Annotated in this window: 19 protein-coding genes; 8 read left to right on the forward strand and 11 right to left on the reverse strand. The window is 63.3% G+C overall.

Annotation, left to right across the window (positions count from 1 at the left end; all coding sequences use genetic code 11):
• Nucleotides 1-3 precede the first annotated feature (3 nt).
• The 4 genes from NKI32_RS08845 to purC all read right to left on the reverse strand — a co-directional run bounded on the left by NKI32_RS08845 (nucleotide 4) and on the right by purC (nucleotide 2,251).
• Nucleotides 4-414: a hypothetical protein gene (locus NKI32_RS08845; protein WP_023697575.1), complete on the reverse strand. Its 411-nt coding sequence runs from the start codon at nucleotides 412-414 to the stop codon at nucleotides 4-6.
• Nucleotides 415-455: 41 nt separating this feature from the next.
• On the reverse strand, nucleotides 456-1,124 hold the full coding sequence (purQ, locus tag NKI32_RS08850) for a phosphoribosylformylglycinamidine synthase subunit PurQ (protein WP_353002514.1): 669 nt from the start codon (nucleotides 1,122-1,124) through the stop codon (nucleotides 456-458).
• 1 nt (nucleotide 1,125) lies between these two features.
• Nucleotides 1,126-1,368 (reverse strand): phosphoribosylformylglycinamidine synthase subunit PurS, encoded by a 243-nt coding sequence (purS, locus tag NKI32_RS08855; protein WP_023669092.1) that lies wholly within the window; start codon nucleotides 1,366-1,368, stop codon nucleotides 1,126-1,128.
• 88 nt (nucleotides 1,369-1,456) lie between these two features.
• On the reverse strand, nucleotides 1,457-2,251 hold the full coding sequence (gene purC / locus NKI32_RS08860) for a phosphoribosylaminoimidazolesuccinocarboxamide synthase (RefSeq protein WP_013532127.1): 795 nt from the start codon (nucleotides 2,249-2,251) through the stop codon (nucleotides 1,457-1,459).
• A gap of 275 nt (nucleotides 2,252-2,526) precedes the next feature.
• Between purC and NKI32_RS08865 the strand changes: the two genes are divergently transcribed.
• Nucleotides 2,527-2,847, forward strand: a complete 321-nt coding sequence (locus tag NKI32_RS08865; RefSeq protein ID WP_023669091.1) for a DUF1476 domain-containing protein — start codon at nucleotides 2,527-2,529, stop codon at nucleotides 2,845-2,847.
• 127 nt (nucleotides 2,848-2,974) lie between these two features.
• Nucleotides 2,975-3,748, forward strand: coding sequence for an HpcH/HpaI aldolase family protein (locus tag NKI32_RS08870; protein ID WP_023715987.1), 774 nt, complete (start codon nucleotides 2,975-2,977; stop codon nucleotides 3,746-3,748).
• Nucleotides 3,749-3,767: 19 nt separating this feature from the next.
• Here NKI32_RS08870 and NKI32_RS08875 read toward each other — a convergent pair whose 3' ends face one another.
• The gene (locus tag NKI32_RS08875; protein ID WP_023684890.1) at nucleotides 3,768-4,322 is read right to left on the reverse strand and encodes an RBBP9/YdeN family alpha/beta hydrolase; all 555 of its coding nucleotides are present in this window, start codon (nucleotides 4,320-4,322) and stop codon (nucleotides 3,768-3,770) included.
• A gap of 194 nt (nucleotides 4,323-4,516) precedes the next feature.
• Here NKI32_RS08875 and NKI32_RS08880 point away from each other — a divergent pair, with 194 nt between their 5' ends.
• On the forward strand, nucleotides 4,517-5,332 hold the full coding sequence (locus NKI32_RS08880; protein WP_023754381.1) for a VOC family protein: 816 nt from the start codon (nucleotides 4,517-4,519) through the stop codon (nucleotides 5,330-5,332).
• A gap of 15 nt (nucleotides 5,333-5,347) precedes the next feature.
• Here NKI32_RS08880 and NKI32_RS08885 read toward each other — a convergent pair whose 3' ends face one another.
• The 4 genes from NKI32_RS08885 to NKI32_RS08900 all read right to left on the reverse strand — a co-directional run bounded on the left by NKI32_RS08885 (nucleotide 5,348) and on the right by NKI32_RS08900 (nucleotide 8,692).
• Nucleotides 5,348-6,076, reverse strand: a complete 729-nt coding sequence (locus NKI32_RS08885) for a metallophosphoesterase family protein (RefSeq protein ID WP_023743129.1) — start codon at nucleotides 6,074-6,076, stop codon at nucleotides 5,348-5,350.
• 8 nt (nucleotides 6,077-6,084) lie between these two features.
• Complete coding sequence (purB, locus tag NKI32_RS08890; protein WP_353002515.1) at nucleotides 6,085-7,386, reverse strand: adenylosuccinate lyase; 1,302 nt, start codon at nucleotides 7,384-7,386, stop codon at nucleotides 6,085-6,087.
• Nucleotides 7,387-7,445: 59 nt separating this feature from the next.
• Nucleotides 7,446-7,865, reverse strand: a complete 420-nt coding sequence (locus NKI32_RS08895) for a hypothetical protein (RefSeq protein WP_245261354.1) — start codon at nucleotides 7,863-7,865, stop codon at nucleotides 7,446-7,448.
• Nucleotides 7,866-7,966: 101 nt separating this feature from the next.
• On the reverse strand, nucleotides 7,967-8,692 hold the full coding sequence (locus tag NKI32_RS08900; protein WP_023690183.1) for a DUF2259 domain-containing protein: 726 nt from the start codon (nucleotides 8,690-8,692) through the stop codon (nucleotides 7,967-7,969).
• Between the two features lie 137 nt (nucleotides 8,693-8,829).
• Here NKI32_RS08900 and NKI32_RS08905 point away from each other — a divergent pair, with 137 nt between their 5' ends.
• The gene (locus tag NKI32_RS08905; protein WP_023690182.1) at nucleotides 8,830-9,084 is read left to right on the forward strand and encodes a DUF2171 domain-containing protein; all 255 of its coding nucleotides are present in this window, start codon (nucleotides 8,830-8,832) and stop codon (nucleotides 9,082-9,084) included.
• Nucleotides 9,085-9,091: 7 nt separating this feature from the next.
• On the opposite strand, the gene NKI32_RS08910 is transcribed toward NKI32_RS08905, so the two are convergent.
• Nucleotides 9,092-10,111 carry a P1 family peptidase gene (locus NKI32_RS08910; protein WP_023694138.1) on the reverse strand — a complete coding sequence of 340 codons (1,020 nt, stop codon included), beginning with the start codon at nucleotides 10,109-10,111 and terminating at the stop codon, nucleotides 9,092-9,094.
• A complete protein-coding gene (locus tag NKI32_RS08915) occupies nucleotides 10,111-11,181 on the reverse strand; it encodes a branched-chain amino acid ABC transporter substrate-binding protein (protein ID WP_023690180.1) in 1,071 nt (356 codons plus the stop codon). The genes NKI32_RS08910 and NKI32_RS08915 overlap by 1 nt, the downstream gene beginning before the upstream one ends.
• 180 nt (nucleotides 11,182-11,361) lie before the next feature.
• Here NKI32_RS08915 and NKI32_RS08920 point away from each other — a divergent pair, with 180 nt between their 5' ends.
• The 4 genes from NKI32_RS08920 to NKI32_RS08935 are packed head-to-tail and all read left to right on the forward strand — an operon-like array spanning nucleotide 11,362 to nucleotide 14,481.
• Nucleotides 11,362-11,889 carry a flavin reductase gene (locus NKI32_RS08920; protein WP_023690179.1) on the forward strand — a complete coding sequence of 176 codons (528 nt, stop codon included), beginning with the start codon at nucleotides 11,362-11,364 and terminating at the stop codon, nucleotides 11,887-11,889.
• Entirely contained in the window at nucleotides 11,886-12,815 is a 930-nt protein-coding gene (locus NKI32_RS08925) for an AAA family ATPase (protein ID WP_023690178.1), read from the forward strand. The genes NKI32_RS08920 and NKI32_RS08925 overlap by 4 nt, the downstream gene beginning before the upstream one ends.
• Before the next feature lie 4 nt (nucleotides 12,816-12,819).
• Nucleotides 12,820-14,085, forward strand: coding sequence for a vWA domain-containing protein (locus NKI32_RS08930; RefSeq protein WP_023690177.1), 1,266 nt, complete (start codon nucleotides 12,820-12,822; stop codon nucleotides 14,083-14,085).
• Between the two features lie 57 nt (nucleotides 14,086-14,142).
• The gene (locus tag NKI32_RS08935; protein WP_023690176.1) at nucleotides 14,143-14,481 is read left to right on the forward strand and encodes an XdhC family protein; all 339 of its coding nucleotides are present in this window, start codon (nucleotides 14,143-14,145) and stop codon (nucleotides 14,479-14,481) included.
• Nucleotide 14,482: the final 1 nt, after the last annotated feature.

Genomic DNA, 14,482 nt, shown 5'->3' on the forward strand with positions numbered 1-14,482 from the left:
GCGTCAGGCGGCCGCGTTGCAGGAGGGGTTGCCCGTTTGCCAGCGCGCAATGTCGGATCCGATGCGCGCGCCGAGCGGATCGTCCATCAGCGGACCGAACACGTCGACGCGGCTGGAATTGCCTTGCGCCTGGACGACCAGCAGCGGCTTGCCGCCATAATGCTTGGCCGGCACCAGCAGGAAGCGGGGCGTGCCGCTGAACGAATTCAGCTCATTGGCCATCTGATAGGATTTGAAGGCGGGATCCTTGCTGGCGATCCAGCATTTGTGGGCCGATATCGCTACCTGTTCCATGGCCAGCAGCGAAGCGCTCTTGCCCGTGGGGACCGGCGCGCTCTTCGGGCTGGACTGGCAGGACGCCAACGCCAAGCCGGCAGCAGCCAGGGGACCTAGGCGAACAATCATCAGTCTCATGGTCAACCGCCCCCGCGTTTTGAAAGGAATTCGAAGAGATATCAGGCGGCGATGCCGAGCGCGCCTTCGAACAGGGCGCGGCCGTCGCTTCCGCCATGCGCTGCCTCGATCAGGTTTTCGGGATGCGGCATCAGGCCGAGCACATTGCCCTTCTCGCTGACGATACCGGCAATGTCGTTCATCGAGCCATTGGGATTGCTGCCCTCGGCATAGCGAAACACCACCTGTCCTTCGCCTTCGAGACGGGCAAGCGTGTCGGCGTCGGCGAAATAATTGCCGTCGTGATGCGCCACCGGCGTGCGGATGATCTGACCCGGCTGGTAGCGGCGGGTGAACATGGTGTTGGCGTTGGTGATTTCGAGCTTCACCTCTCGGCAGACGAATTTCAGCGAGGCATTGCGCATCAGCGCGCCGGGCAAAAGGCCAGCCTCGACCAGGATCTGGAAGCCGTTGCAGACGCCGATGACCATGACGCCCTTGGCCGCCTTTTCCGCCACCGCCCGCATGACCGGCATGCGCGCGGCAATGGCGCCGCAACGCAGATAGTCGCCGAACGAGAAGCCGCCGGGAATGGCGATCAGGTCCACATCAGGGATTTCGGTGTCGGTCTGCCAGACGGTCGCCGGCGCCTGCCCGGAGATCTTGGTCAGCGCCGCAATCATGTCGCGGTCGCGGTTGAGGCCGGGGAGAAGAACGACAGCTGATTTCATATCAAGCGATCTCCACCGCGTAATTCTCGATCACTGTGTTCGCCAGCAGCTTGTCGCACATGGCTTTCAGATCGGCTTCGGCCTTGGCCTTGTCGGTCTCTGAGAGCTCGAGGTCGAAGACCTTGCCCTGCCGCACCTGGCCGACGCCGCCGAACCCCAGTCCGGACAGAGCGTGCTCTATGGCTTTTCCCTGCGGGTCGAGCACGCCGTTCTTGAGGGTGACGGTGATGCGGGCCTTGATCATGCTGGACAGGTTCCTGTTCGAAGACTTAGCAATTCCAGGAAAAGTCTGAAGCGGTTTTTCGTCCGGAATCGCGTCAAGAAATGAAGACTTAGTGCGGCTTGCCTTTGAGGCCATCGGTCGAGGCGACGAGCACCGGGCCGGTCGGGCGCGGCGGCTCGTTCTCGTTCATGATGCCGAGGCGGCGGGCAACTTCCTGATAGGCTTCGACGAGGCCGCCCATATCGCGGCGGAAACGGTCCTTGTCGAGCTTGTCCTGCGTTGCCACGTCCCACAGCCGGCACGAATCCGGCGAGATCTCGTCGGCAACGACGATGCGCATCATGTCGCCCTCGAACAGGCGGCCGCATTCGATCTTGAAATCGACGAGTTGGATGCCGACACCCATGAACAGGCCGGAGAGGAAGTCGTTGACGCGGATGGCCAGCGCCATGACGTCGTCGATCTCCTGCGGGCTTGCCCAGCCGAAAGCGGTGATGTGCTCTTCCGACACCATCGGATCGTCGAGCGCATCGGCCTTATAATAGAATTCGATGATCGAGCGCGGCAGAACGGTGCCTTCCTCGATGCCGAGGCGCTTGGACAGCGAGCCGGCGGCGACATTGCGCACCACCACTTCGAGCGGAATAATCTCGACTTCCTTGATCAACTGCTCGCGCATGTTGAGCCGGCGGATGAAGTGGGTCGGAATGCCCATGCGGTTCAGATGGTTGAAGATGTACTCGGAAATGCGGTTGTTGAGCACACCCTTGCCGTCGATGACCTCATGTTTCTTCTTGTTGAATGCGGTCGCATCATCCTTGAAGAACTGGATAAGTGTGCCCGGTTCCGGTCCCTCATAGAGGATCTTGGCCTTGCCTTCATAAATGCGGCGGCGATTTTTCATCTGATTTTTCTCTGGATTTGCGGGCAGGCGGCAAGCGACCAGTTCCTGTCCGTCTGCCTAAATTGGTGCGGCGACGGGTGGGGTTCAATGCCGGGTCTATCCCAATCACAGCGTTTGCTCAATCGGCAAATCCTTTCGATCGACCGCTTTCAGGAATGAAATGCCGCAGCGCAGCAAGCGATGTAGTATATTGACCGGCCCGCGCCCTTTTGGTTTGTGCTGCGGCAGCACACATATCCATCACCAACGCGAATCGATTTCATCGGAGGGAAGCCATGAGCAGCATGAAAGACCGCGAAGAGGGTTTTGAGCGCAAATTCGCCTTCGACGAAGAACTTCGCTTCAAGGCTTCGGCACGCCGCAACAAGGCGCTTGGCCTGTGGGCAGCCGAAAAGCTGGGCAAGTCCGGCACTGACGCCGACGCCTATGCCAAGGAAGTTGTGGTTTCCGACATCGAGGAAGCTGGCGATCACGACGTATTCCGCAAGATCCGCAAGGATTTCGACGCCGCCGGCGTCGACCAGTCGGATCACCAGATCCGCCGCACCATGGACGAACTGATGGCGCAGGCGATCGAGCAGATCAAGAACACCTAGAGCGAGTAGCGCTGGACCAATCGACCGCCCGGTCCAGCCGGGCGGTTTTTCTTTGCCTTTTCAGCCTTTTCCGGCTGAAACTGTGCGTAGGCCTGTTACAAGGCTCTACCCAACGAGGAAAGCACCCATGTCCCTGAAGTCACGCCTGGCGGCGGATGAAACGCTGTTCACCGCCTGGTCCGGCGTTCCGGACGCTTTGACGGTCGAAATCATCGCCAAGCAGGGTTTTGACGCCGTCACGCTCGACATGCAGCATGGCGGACACCACGAAGACTCGGTCTTGCGCGGCCTCGTACCGGTGCTCGCCGCCAACAAGCCGGCGCTGGTGCGCATTCCGGTCGGCCGCTTCGACATGGCCAGCCGCGCCCTCGATTTCGGTGCCGAGGCGGTGATTGCACCGATGGTGAATTCGGTGGCCGATGCAAAACTCTTTGCCGCGGCGATGAAATATCCGCCGATGGGCGAGCGCTCCTGGGGCCCGACCTATGCTTTTCCGCGCCATGGCAAAGGCGACCACGCCGAATGGCTGCGCGACACCAATCAACGCACCATGGCCTTTGCCATGGTCGAAACGCGCGCCGCACTCGATGCGCTGGACGGCATCCTCGACACGCCGGGCATTGACGGCATCTTTCTCGGCCCATCGGATTTCTCCATCGCCTGGTCGAATGGCGCCACCGTCAATTCGACGCTGGAAAGCATGATGGAAACCGTCGCCTCCATCGCCGAGCGGACGCGCAAGGCGGGCAAGCATGCGGCGATCTACGTCGTTGAGCCGGCGATTGCCGGCCGCGTCGTGGCGATGGGCTACCGGCTGCTGGCGATGGGCTCGGACCATGCGCTGATTTCGCTCGGCGCAAAGACACTCATCAAAAGCATGAACGATTCGATAAAGGGCTGAGGCGTGGTGCCTTGCCCGGTCAGGCCTTGAGGTCGGTCAGAAACTTGGCGAAGGTCATCGACCCTTCCGGCCAAGGGCCGAAGCCGGCATCCTCATTGAGGTGACCGGTTTCGCCGGCATCGATGAACAGCGAACCCCAGGCGCCGGCAATGTCCTCGGCGACCTCGAAGGCGCAGAACGGATCGTTGCGGCTGGCGATGACGATGGACGGGAAGGGCAGCGGTTCGCGCGCATAGGGACCAAAGGTCATCAGGTGACGCGGCCTTATCTCCGGGTTGGCGACGTCGGGCGGCGCGACAAAAAACGCGCCGGCGACCGGCTTCCTGAACTGCGGAATGGCCTGCACCGCGGCCGCCACACCGAGGGAATGGGCAACGATCACCACCGGCCGCTCGGCCTCGTTGACAGCGTTCGCCACGCTCGTCGTCCAGTCCTCGCGCACCGGCTTCGACCACTCCGCCTGCTCGACCCGGCGCGCCGTCGACAGTTTCGATTGCCAGCGTGTCTGCCAGTGTTCGGGGCCGGAATTGGTGTAGCCCGGCACGATCAGAATATCTGCGTCTTTGACTTTCATGGCGCTGAGATAGCGAGCGGCCGTGTCTCGTGCAACCCGCGCTGACGCATGCGGTGCATCACAATTGTGAACAACCTGTTCGATTCTTTCCATCTTGTGTGAACGATCAGGATCGACGATTTGAGGCAGGAAGAGATGGACGACAGAATAGACTGGTGGCGCGGCCTGGGATAATGCGCTGAACGGAGAGTTTTATGAGCGAACTGCCTTTTGCCGCGACGACCCCCGTCAGCGTGTCACGCGTGGGCCTGAAGGCGCGCGACGCCGAAGGACTTGCCGATTACTACCGGGCTGTTGTCGGCCTGCAGGAATTGAGCCGCGCCGATGGCGCCATCACGCTGGGCGCTGCCGAGCGCCCGCTGCTGGTGATCGAGCCTGACGCAGCGGCCAAGCCCGACGATCCGCGCAGCGCCGGCCTTTTCCACACCGCTTTCCTTCTGCCCAGCCGCGCCGATCTCGGCCGTTGGATAAACCATGCCGCCGCCAACAAAATCCGCATCGAGGGCGCCTCCGACCATCTGGTCAGCGAGGCTCTCTACCTGACCGACCCCGAAGGCAACGGCATTGAAATCTATAGGGACCGTCTGCCGCAGGAGTGGAAGTGGAACGGCGACAAGATCGCCATGGCGACCGAGCGGCTGAATCTGGCCGCCGTGGTTGGCAGCGTGCCGGCCGGTGACGCCGGCTGGCAGGGCGCGCCGCAAAACAGCATTATCGGCCATGTCCATCTGCGCGTCGGCCGGCCGGAAGATGCCGAGGCCTGGTGGCACGACGAATTTGGCTTCGACACGGTCGCTAAGTATGGAGGGCAGGCGGTGTTCCTGTCGTCGGGAGGCTACCACCATCATATCGGTGGCAATTCGTGGCACAGCGCCGGCGCCGGGCGCCGCGATCCGTCCCGCTCAGGGCTGGCCTGGGTCGAGATGCGCTCGGACAAGACAACCGCTGACATCACACGGGAAGATCCGTGGGGCACGGTGATCCGCACCGTACCAGGCGCCCCAGGCTGAGCGTCTGCTCGGTTCTTACAAGGAATTGGCGGCGTAGCCCGTCAGCAGCCCATGCGCCCAGCTGTCGAATCCGGTCGCCGTGGCGCGGCCGGATGCTTCGGTCCAGTCATAGCTGACCGTATGATGGCTGAACGACCATTGTCTGTCCTTGCGCGTGGCAAGGGCATAGCGGGCATCCGGACTGCCGGTCACAGTCAAACCTGGGAATGCCTGGACGCCGACACTGCCGGGATTGAGGATTGTCCGGTTGTCCGACAAGCGCACAACGCGCGGCGTATGTGTATGGCCGCACAAGGTCAGCCCGGCGCCGGCGCTGCCCAGCTTGTGCCTGATCTGCTTTTCATTGGACGGGTGGAAGTGGCTGCCTCCGTCTTCCTCGAGCAGGAACACGTCGTCGTCACTGGGGCTGCCATGGCAAAGCAGGATGTCCTGGGCAGGCGACAGGGTGACCGGCAATGCGGAGAGCCAGGTCAATGACGCCTGGGACAGGCGTTGGTGGGTGAAAGCATCGACGTCTTCCAACCCGGAAGCAGGCGGCTCGACCAGCACACGGTCGTGATTGCCGCGCACGGTCGGCCAATTCTGCGCCATCAGATATTGCGCGGTTTCTTCTGGCCATAGCGGCCCGGAAAGACAATCGCCCAGATTGACGATTATGTCGGGAGAAGCGTCTTTGATCTGCGCATGAACCGCCTCAAGCGCGCGCAGATTCCCATGGATGTCGGAAAGGACGGCCAGCCGCATCGAAAAACCTATCCGAAAACCCGCTTGAAGATCGTGTCGACATGCTTGGTGTGATAGCCCAAGTCGAATTTCTCGCGGATCTCGGCTTCGGGCAGCGCTGCGGTGACTTCCCTGTCGGCCAACAGTTCCTCAAGGAAATCAGCTCCATGTTCCCATACCTTCATGGCGTTGCGCTGCACCAGGCGGTAGGCATCCTCGCGACTGACGCCGGCTTGGGTCAGCGCCAGCAACACGCGCTGCGAATGCACCAGGCCACGGAACTTGTTCATGTTCTTCAGCATGTTGTCGGGATAGATCAGCAATTTGTCGACGACGCCGGTGAGCCGCGACAGCGCGAAATCCAGCGTTACCGTGGCGTCCGGCCCTATCATGCGCTCGACCGAGGAATGCGAGATGTCGCGCTCGTGCCAGAGCGCCACATTCTCCATCGCCGGCAGCGCCATGGAGCGCACCATGCGGGCAAGGCCGGTGAGGTTTTCGGTCAGCACCGGGTTGCGCTTGTGCGGCATTGCCGACGAGCCCTTCTGGCCCGGCGAAAAATACTCTTCCACTTCCAGCACCTCGGTGCGCTGCAGATGGCGAATCTCTGTCGCCAGCCGCTCGACCGACGAGGCGATGACGCCGAGCGTGGCAAAGAACATGGCATGGCGGTCGCGCGGGATGACCTGCGTCGACACCGGTTCCGGCTTCAGCCCAAGCTTTTTCGCCACATGCTCTTCGACATAGGGGTCGATGTTGGCGAAGGTGCCGATCGCGCCCGAGATAGCGCAGGTGGCAATATCCTCTCGCGCGTGCACCAGCCGCTCGCGGCAGCGCGAGAACTCGGCATAGGCCTGCGCCAGCTTGACGCCGAACGTGGTCGGCTCGGCATGAATGCCGTGGCTGCGGCCGATGGTGACGGTGTCCTTGTGCTCGAAGGCCCGGCGCTTCAGCGCGGCGAGCAGGCCGTCGAGGTCGGCCAGCAGGATATCGCTGGCGCGGCCGAGCTGCACCGCAAGGCAGGTGTCGAGAACATCTGACGAGGTCATGCCCTGGTGGATGAAACGCGCATCCGGCCCGACGAATTCGGCCAGATGGGTGAGGAAGGCGATGACGTCGTGCTTGGTCACGGCCTCGATCTCGTCGATCTTGCCGACGTCGAATTGGGCGGCGCCGCCTTTTTCCCAGATGGTTTTGGCGGCTTCCCTGGGAATGACGCCGAGCTCGGCCAGCGCATCGCAGGCATGGGCCTCGATCTCGAACCAGATGCGGAAGCGGGTTTCCGGCGACCAGATGGCGACCATTTCCGGCCGGGAATAGCGAGGGATCATCCGTCAGTCCTGATGTGTCCGTGGTTAAGTGCGCGTCCTAACAGAGGCGGACCGAATGCTCAACGCTGCTGGCGCGCAAACCACACGCTGGCGGCGGCAAGCGCGATGAATCCGAGCGGAAAATAGAGCCTGATACCCAGCACCACGAATTGGTAGAGCGCCGTCAGCGAGGTGAAGACCAGTTCGAACGCCCACCGGGCGGTGAAGGCCTCCGCGTGCCATTCGGCATAGTAGGAGCGGTATTGCAGCGCAAACAACCCGCCGGTGAAGGCGAGCGTCGTGGCAAGCAGGCAGACGAAGGCGGCGGCGAACGCCACCTCCCAATGCCGGTCGAGCGAGACCAGCCGCGCCGCGAACAACCCGACGGGAAAGGCCAATGCCGCGCCGGTCGCAAACAGCAGGGCGACGAAGCGGATCTTTTCCGGGGTCTCCCAATTGTCGAGCCAAAGACCGGTCAGCGCGCTGGCGCCCATGGCCATCGCCCACAGCAAGGCGCCGACAAGCGCCGTGCCCGTCGATGGTACGGCGCGGCTGACGCGATTTCCGGCGCGCTTGCGCCAACTGGATTGATCGAGCGATGTCACAGGCGTCCGGTCACGGCGATCCAGCGAAAATCCGGCCCTTCGAAGCCGTATTGGCGCACCGCGATCAGCACCGCATAGGCGCTGATGCTGTCCATCGAGAACGTCTGCACCGCGCCGATCCTGTAGCCGTTGGGGCAGCCACGGCTTTTCGGGATCGATTTATCCTCATGCAGCAGATGGGTCCGGCCGCCATCCCTGGCCTCGATCCGCAGCAGGCGAAAACCGTTGACCTCGCCCTGGCTCTGGCAGCTTTCGGTGTCATTCATGCCGATCTCGTCCAGCCGGAATTCCAGCGGCGGGTCGACCGGCGAAAAGATCGGCCGTGGGTTGACCACCATGCGGAACGGGTCGGCCGACAATTCGGTCACCGGGTTGAAGCCGGCGGTGATGCCGCGGTTGGCGGTAAGCTCGGCCTGGGCAATGATTGCTTCGCCTTTTTGCCTGGCTTGCTGACGGGCCGTCTCGAGCGAGGCGGTCTCATCCTCCAGCCGGACCCGGATTGGCGTGCCCTTCAGGAACGTGTCGTCGGCGGTGTTGATGTAGTAGCGATTGGCATAGGGAAAGCCCGAACCGTCTGCCACACCATATTCCTCGAAGGTGAAGACGCTGCCATCCTTGCTGAAGCCGAGGATTTCAAGCTCGGCGACATCGCCCGCTCGGGCGGCCATGGCGGATGCGAGATGGACCAGCAGGCAAACGCCAATCAGGACGAGATTTCGCATCGGGGTTCCGCTCCGCCTGCCGTGGTTCGATCGTTCCCTATCACGAGACAGTCAAAACATCGTGCTATTCGAAAGGCGATGCATCCAATTTCGCCTCTGTTTGTTATCGTCGATCGTTTTCAAAAGGAGAACACCCCATGACTGAGGCCAGCAAGATTCGCGAGCATATGGAAGTGGTCGGCGCCGACGGCGTTCACATCGGCACCGTCGACAGGGTCGATGGCGAGCGGATCAAGTTGACCAAGGCCGACAGCGGCGAGGGCACCCATCAGGGGCATCACCACTACATTCCCTTGAGCCTGCTTGCCGAGGTCGAGGGCCAGAAAGTCTGGCTGTCGGCGAATTCGGATGTCGCGGTCAGCTTCGAGGAAGAGGAGTCCGACCCGACCTGACTGAAAGTCAGCGCGACGACCACACCGGAAACAGATCGCCATCGGCCGGCGTCGCGGCATGGATGCCGCGGCTGATGGCGCGCGCCATGGTGGCGCCGGCGGCGGCAAAGAAATCGACGGCATCGTCGGCGCTGAGTTCTATGCCGCTCTTCCCCGTCGCCAGCGCGAACACCAGATCGCCGTCAGCCGGCGTGTGCACGGGCCAGATGGCGCGCACGAAGCCGTCATGCGCTGAAATGGCCAGCCGCTTGGCTGCCGCCTTGGTCAGCACGGCGTCGGTGGCGATGACGGCGATGGTGGTGTTGCCACCGGCCTCGGCTTGTCCACCGACACGCTTGTCGCGGTATTTCAACAGGATCCGCCTGGCATCGTCCGGCATTGGCGAGGGATAGCCAAGCCCGCCGAACTCATCGCCGATCTCGAAGGGCGCCGCCCAGAAATAGCGGGTCCGCGCGATCGTTACCGAGCCGGTCGGGTTGGCGGCGGCGAGTGCGCCGATGGTGACGCCGCTGTCGAGCACAGTCGAGGCAGAGCCAAGGCCGCCCTTCAGCCCGGAACTCAGCGCCCCGGTGCCGGCGCCGATTGTGCCGAGCGGAAAGTCGACTGTTGCCGCCTGGGCGGCTTCGTAGCCGAGGTCGCGGTAGGGAGGATAACGGCCCCAATCCTTGTCGCCGCCATTGCGCAGGTCGAACAGGATCGCCGCCGGCACGATCGGCACGCGAAAGCCGCCAACATCGACGCCAATGCCTTTTTCGCGCAGCGCTGCCTGAACGCCGGAGGCGGCGTCGAGGCCGAAGGCCGAGCCGCCCGACAGCACGACGGCATGAACCGCCTCGATGGAATTGTGCGGTTCGAGCAGGTCGGTCTCGCGCGTGCCCGGCGCGCCGCCGAGGATCTGCACGCCACCGACCGCCGGTTCGTCGCACAATACGGTGGTGACGCCCGATTTCAGCCTGGCGTCCGACGCGTTGCCGACGCGCAGGCCGGCGACATCGGTGATCAGATTGCGCGGCCCGGTGCGAAACATCAGTTCGTCTCCGCCGGCACGAAACGCGTCCCGTCGAAGCGGAAGGCGCGATAGAGGTTTTGGCTCAGATCGCCTTTGTCGTCGAACCGCAGCGGGCCGATCGCGGTGGTGAAATCGTTCCCGGTTAGCGCGTCGGCCAGCCCCTTGCCCGAGGTCTCGGGCGCGGCCGAGGCCGCCTTGGCAATCTCCACCGCCGCATAGGCCGGCAAGGCATAGCCATCCGGCGCGATGTTTTTGGCCGTAAACGCCGCCAGCACCTTGGGATCGGCGACATCGGCCCATTCCGGCGGCGCGATCATCAGCGTGCCGACGGCGTAAGGCACATCGCCGGGTGGCGTGCGCAAATTCTCGCCGCCGGCAAAGACAATGCCGGCCTCGAGCTGGCCGGCGTCGCGGCCCATAATGGCGATGTCGTCGCCGTCGCCACCGGCAAAGACATGCGTGGCGCCCGCCTTCTTCAGCCGCCCGATCAGCCCGATCTGGTTGTCGAGCTGCGGCCGGAACGTGTCTGTGAAGACCGGCTTCAGCGCTGCCTGCTCCGCTGCGGCGCGCAGCGTCTCGGCGATTTCGCGGCCATAGATGGTGCCGTCATCGACGATGGCGAACAATTCGCTCTGCCACAGCCGGGTCAGGATGGCGGCCACCGCATTGCGCTCGTCATCGCCGCGCGGCCCCAGCCGATAGACCGGCCAGCCGGTTTTGGCGCGGCGATCGGTCAGGCTTTCGGTGCGCACGCCAACGGTGATGACCGGTATGTCAGCGTCCTTGAGGATCGGCAGCGCCGCATGGATCGCCTCGGTGCAGAGGAAGCCGACGACGACCTTGACCTTCGCCGCCGCGAACTCCCTCGCGGCGGCGGCGCCGCCATCGGCTGTGCAGGCATCGTCGACCGTCCTGATCTCGGCGCCGTTGGCTTCTGCTGCCAGGGCAGCACCCGCCTCAATCTGCTTGCCCAGGATCGCCGACGGACCGGACAGGGGTGCGGCGACGCCGACAAGCAAAGTCTGCGCGCCGGCGCTTGCCGGCAGCAGCCAGAGCAGTGCCGCTATTACAGCTGTTGGGGGTCGCATTCTGACGACGAATTCCTCCGTGCCGGTCGCATGCTTCCAGCGTCTCTTCCGCCAAGACCTAAAGGCTGCCCGCCCCAGGCGCAACACGGGAATTTGCGGATTGGCGTCAACCACTTCGCTTGTGGCCTATTGTGTGCCGCCATATATAACGCTTGGATTCCCGCTTATGGAAAATCATCGGTGTTGAAGTTGAACGACATAGGGCCTCAGGCCTATCGCGACGCGATGGCGCATTTTGCCGGCCACGTCCATGTGGTTACCACCGACGGGCCCGCCGGCAAACGCGGCACGACGGTGATTGCCGCCTGTTCGGTGTCGGACACGCCGCCGACGGTTCTCGTCTGTCTCAACCGCGAGAATGCCAAGAACGAGCTGTTCGTGCAAAACGGCCGGTTTGCGCTGAACACGCTGGCTTCGCACCAGCAGCCCCTATCGGTGGCGTTTTCAGGCCTGACCGGGCTGTCGGCCGATGAGCGTTTCGCGCTTGGCGAGTGGGATGTCATATCGACGGGCGCGCCTACCCTGAAGGGCGCTCTTGCGGTTTTCGACTGCGAATTGATCGACACCAAGGATCTCGCCACCCATCGTGTGCTTTTTGGCAAGGTGACAGGCCTGCGCATGGGCGATAATTTGCGGCCGCTGATCTACCACGCCCGCGACTACCACGTGCTGCAGAGCGGAGCAGAGGCGGCAACGGAGAAAGAATGACCGAGCTGAAACCGCGCCCCGAGCCGCGGACGATCGACGAAACGCTCGATCTCCTGACCAGCGCGGACTACGTCGCGGACCGCTCGCTGGCAACGGTGCTGTTCCTGTCCCTGCGCATGCAGCGGCCGCTGTTCCTTGAAGGGGAGGCCGGCGTCGGCAAGACCGAGATCGCCAAGGTGCTGGCGCAGGCACTCGGCCGCCGGCTGATCCGCCTGCAATGCTATGAAGGGCTCGACGTCTCGTCCGCTGTCTATGAGTGGAATTACGCCGCGCAGATGATAGAGATCCGCATGGAGGAGGCGGCAGGCTCGGTCGACCGCTCCGACATGGAGCGCAATGTCTTTTCCGAAAAATACCTGATCCGCCGCCCGGTGCTCGATGCGCTGACCGGCATGGCGGGTGCGGCCCCGGTGTTCCTGATCGATGAGCTCGACCGCACCGACGAGGCTTTCGAAGCATTCCTGCTCGAAATCCTGTCCGACTTCCAGGTGACGGTGCCTGAGCTCGGCACCATCAAGGCGGAGGAGCCGCCGATCGTCATCATCACCACCAACCGCACCCGCGAAATCCACGACGCGCTGAAGCGGCGCTGCCTCTATCACTGGGTCGACTATCCCAATGCCGAGCGCGAGCTGGAGATCGTGCGCCGCAAGGTGCCGCAGGCCAACAGCCGACTTTCCGCGGAAGTGGTGTCGTTCATCCAGAAGCTGCGCCGGGTCGAGCTGTTCAAGGCGCCGGGTGTCGCCGAAACCATCGACTGGGCCGGCGCGCTGACCGAACTCGACAAGGTGGCGCTCGATCCCGAAACCGTCTCCGACACGATCGGCGTTTTGTTGAAATACCAGGACGACATTGCCCGCATCGGCGCGGGCGAGGGCCGGCGCATCCTCGATGAGGTCAAGGCCGAACTGGCGGCTGCGGAGTAGGGCAGTGAAGGCGCCGGGTGCTTACCCCAAAGAGACCGACCCCAGAGAGGCGACGGAAGACGGGCGCATCGCCGACAACATCGTCTATTTCGCCCGCACCTTGCGCAAATCCGGCATGCGGGTCGGGCCGGCTTCGGTCAAGGATGGGATCGAGGCGGTGCTGGCAGCCGGCATCGGTTCGCGCGACGATTTCTACTGGACGCTGCATGCCGTGCTGGTGTCGCGGCACGAGGATCACCCTGTTTTCGACGAAGCCTTCCGGCTGTTCTGGAAATCGCGCGAGCTGATCGAGAAACTTCTGGCGATGTTCTCGCCTGTGGCGCCCGACACCAGGGAGAAGCAAAAGCCGCGCGCGGCAGAAAATCGCGTCAGCCAGGCCATGTTCGAAGGCCACGAGAAGAATCGGCCGGTCAGGGAAATCCCGGAGATCGAAGTCGACGCCCGGCTAACCTTCTCCGGGAATGAAGTGCTGCGCGGCAAGGACTTTGCCCAGATGAATGCCGACGAGATGGCAGACGCCAAGAAGGCGATTGCCCGGCTGCGGCTGCCGTTCGACATGGTCCGTACCCGACGCTTCAAGGCAGACCTGCATGGCCGCCGTATCGATCCACGCGCCATGATGCGCTCGGCCGCGCGCACCGGCGGCGAACTGATCCTGCCGAAATTCCGCTCAGCCCGCGAAGTGCATCCGCCGCTGGTGGTTCTCGCCGATATCTCCGGTTCGATGAGCCAGTACACGCGCATCTTCCTGCACTTTCTGCATGCGCTGACCGAAAAACGGCGGCGCGTGCACACCTTCGTCTTCGGCACGCGACTGACCAATCTCACGCGGCAGATGCGCCATCGCGACCCCGATGCCGCCCTTGCCGACTGCTCGGCGGCGGTGAAGGACTGGTCGGGCGGCACCCGCATCGGCGATACGCTGGCGGAGTTCAACAAGCACTGGTCACGCCGCGTGCTCGGGCAGGGCGCGGTGGTGCTTTTGATCACCGACGGTTTGGAGCGCGACGATGTTTCCGGCCTGTCGGAGGAGATGGATCGCCTGCACAAATCCTGCCGGCGGCTGATCTGGCTCAACCCGTTGCTGCGCTTTGACGGTTTCGAGGCCCGCGCCCGCGGCGTCAAGGCGATGCTGCCTCATGTTGACGAGTTCCGCTCGGTACACAATCTCGATGCGCTGGCCGACCTCTGCGCCTCGCTGGACAAGAAATCCGCCGCTTCGGTCGATCCGCGTCGCTGGCAGGACGCTGGTGTCAGGCGCGCCGCATAGCCATATTGGATTCCGAAAACAGGCTCCCAGAGAAAACAGACTTTGAGGCAAGCGATCATGGACAACAGCATCTATCTCGATGAGGCCCGCGACCCCTTGATCATCGCGGAAGGCTGGATGAAGGACGGCAAGGATGTCGCCATCGCCACTGTGGTCGAGACCTGGGGTTCGGCGCCGAGGCCGGTCGGTAGCCATCTGATCATCGACGCCGAAGGCAATTTCCACGGCTCGGTCTCGGGCGGTTGCGTCGAGGGCGCGGTGGTGAGCGAGGCGATCGACGTCATCGACTCGGGGAAAGCCAAGATGCTGGAATTCGGCGTTGCCGACGAAACCGCCTGGCAGGTCGGCCTATCCTGCGGCGGCCGCATCAAGGTCTATGTGGAGCGGCTCGGTTAGG

Source organism: Mesorhizobium sp. M0761 (assembly GCF_040320205.1).
In the GTDB taxonomy this organism is placed as follows: Bacteria; Pseudomonadota; Alphaproteobacteria; order Rhizobiales; family Rhizobiaceae; genus Mesorhizobium.

Excerpts from the sequence above, each read along its gene's own strand:
- NKI32_RS08875 (WP_023684890.1), bottom strand. The coding sequence starts at position 4,322 with ATGAAAGTCAAAGACGCAGATATTCTGATCGTGCCGGGCTACACCAAT.
- NKI32_RS08870 (WP_023715987.1), top strand. The coding sequence starts at position 2,975 with ATGTCCCTGAAGTCACGCCTGGCGGCGGATGAAACGCTGTTCACCGCC.
- NKI32_RS08845 (WP_023697575.1), bottom strand. The coding sequence starts at position 414 with ATGAGACTGATGATTGTTCGCCTAGGTCCCCTGGCTGCTGCCGGCTTG.
- NKI32_RS08885 (WP_023743129.1), bottom strand. The coding sequence starts at position 6,076 with ATGCGGCTGGCCGTCCTTTCCGACATCCATGGGAATCTGCGCGCGCTT.
- NKI32_RS08865 (WP_023669091.1), top strand. The coding sequence starts at position 2,527 with ATGAGCAGCATGAAAGACCGCGAAGAGGGTTTTGAGCGCAAATTCGCC.
- NKI32_RS08915 (WP_023690180.1), bottom strand. The coding sequence starts at position 11,181 with ATGCGACCCCCAACAGCTGTAATAGCGGCACTGCTCTGGCTGCTGCCG.
- NKI32_RS08935 (WP_023690176.1), top strand. The coding sequence starts at position 14,143 with ATGGACAACAGCATCTATCTCGATGAGGCCCGCGACCCCTTGATCATC.
- purS (WP_023669092.1), bottom strand. The coding sequence starts at position 1,368 with ATGATCAAGGCCCGCATCACCGTCACCCTCAAGAACGGCGTGCTCGAC.
- NKI32_RS08895 (WP_245261354.1), bottom strand. The coding sequence starts at position 7,865 with ATGGCCATGGGCGCCAGCGCGCTGACCGGTCTTTGGCTCGACAATTGG.
- NKI32_RS08905 (WP_023690182.1), top strand. The coding sequence starts at position 8,830 with ATGACTGAGGCCAGCAAGATTCGCGAGCATATGGAAGTGGTCGGCGCC.
- NKI32_RS08880 (WP_023754381.1), top strand. The coding sequence starts at position 4,517 with ATGAGCGAACTGCCTTTTGCCGCGACGACCCCCGTCAGCGTGTCACGC.
- NKI32_RS08900 (WP_023690183.1), bottom strand. The coding sequence starts at position 8,692 with ATGCGAAATCTCGTCCTGATTGGCGTTTGCCTGCTGGTCCATCTCGCA.
- purB (WP_353002515.1), bottom strand. The coding sequence starts at position 7,386 with ATGATCCCTCGCTATTCCCGGCCGGAAATGGTCGCCATCTGGTCGCCG.
- purQ (WP_353002514.1), bottom strand. The coding sequence starts at position 1,124 with ATGAAATCAGCTGTCGTTCTTCTCCCCGGCCTCAACCGCGACCGCGAC.
- NKI32_RS08910 (WP_023694138.1), bottom strand. The coding sequence starts at position 10,111 with ATGTTTCGCACCGGGCCGCGCAATCTGATCACCGATGTCGCCGGCCTG.
- NKI32_RS08925 (WP_023690178.1), top strand. The coding sequence starts at position 11,886 with ATGACCGAGCTGAAACCGCGCCCCGAGCCGCGGACGATCGACGAAACG.
- purC (WP_013532127.1), bottom strand. The coding sequence starts at position 2,251 with ATGAAAAATCGCCGCCGCATTTATGAAGGCAAGGCCAAGATCCTCTAT.